The sequence below is a fragment of the Pigmentiphaga sp. genome, from assembly GCF_033795525.1.
GTDB lineage: Bacteria > Pseudomonadota > Gammaproteobacteria > Burkholderiales > Burkholderiaceae_B > Pigmentiphaga.
This window is the reverse complement of sequence record NZ_JARYGM010000027.1, coordinates 1-762: the sequence shown is the minus strand read 5'-3', so window position 1 is coordinate 762 and position 762 is coordinate 1. Positions and strand designations below refer to the sequence as shown.

At 58.3% G+C, this 762-nt stretch carries 2 protein-coding genes and 1 tRNA gene; 2 read left to right on the top strand and 1 reads right to left on the bottom strand.

The genetic code is table 11. The features are described 5' to 3' along the window. Positions 1-195 (bottom strand): hypothetical protein (locus QHC78_RS21060; protein WP_319748101.1); only part of this gene is annotated, 195 nt, incomplete at its 3' end. Between the two features lie 153 nt (positions 196-348). On the opposite strand from QHC78_RS21060, the gene QHC78_RS21055 reads away from it, so the two are divergent. Both QHC78_RS21055 and QHC78_RS21180 read left to right on the top strand, forming a co-directional pair. Further along, positions 349-438: transfer RNA gene (locus tag QHC78_RS21055), tRNA-Ser, on the top strand. Between the two features lie 157 nt (positions 439-595). Then, on the top strand, positions 596-762 hold a 167-nt coding region (locus QHC78_RS21180; RefSeq protein ID WP_413816507.1), incomplete at its 3' end, for a DNA adenine methylase.

Below are 762 nucleotides of genomic sequence, written 5' to 3'. Positions count from 1 at the left end.
ATTGGAGGTCAGCGTCGGGAACACCGCGTTCATCGTCGCGTCGCGGATTCCCATAGCCCGCGCCTTTGGCCGCAAGCTTTCCAGGTAGGCCTGAAATCCGCCATCGGATTGCGCCATCGCGACCGGCGCGACGGCCACGTCCGCGCTGATGGCGGGGGCCAGGGCGAGTAGGAGGGGCAAGAAGGTGAAACGCATGACGTGAAGACTCTCCCTCGCTCCCTTGTTGCACAGGCCGGCGGGCCGGCGAAAGTCCTTGTTGCCCAACAGGCGCCTTGGCGCCCGATTAAGCCCGGCTACGCTTTCCCCCTTGGCAAGCGCCCCATCCACGCTAGGAAGCAGGTCGATCAAGGAAGCGTGGCCGAGTGGTTGAAGGCACTAGTCTTGAAAACTAGCGACGGGGTAACTCGTTCGTGGGTTCGAATCCCACCGCTTCCGCCATCAAATACCATAAATCGTTGTTTTTATAAGATTTAGATCGACATGCAAGCGAGAACCCAACATAATGCCCCACATATTATGGCGCGTTGGGTAAGCGGATGGATTGACCGCGAGTCATTATAGGTTAGTCTCGTCGCAGGGGGGTCATGTTCGAATAATGCCGCTACCTGTTAGTTATATGGGGACCAAACGGCAGCTTGCCGCATTTGTAAGCGAGCTTGTTGAGCGATCCTCGCCCGGCCCCATGCTCGATGTGTTTGCTGGCATGTGTGCAGTCGGGTCTGCGGTCGCGCCGAAGCGGCAGGTTTGGACGAATGATCTCCA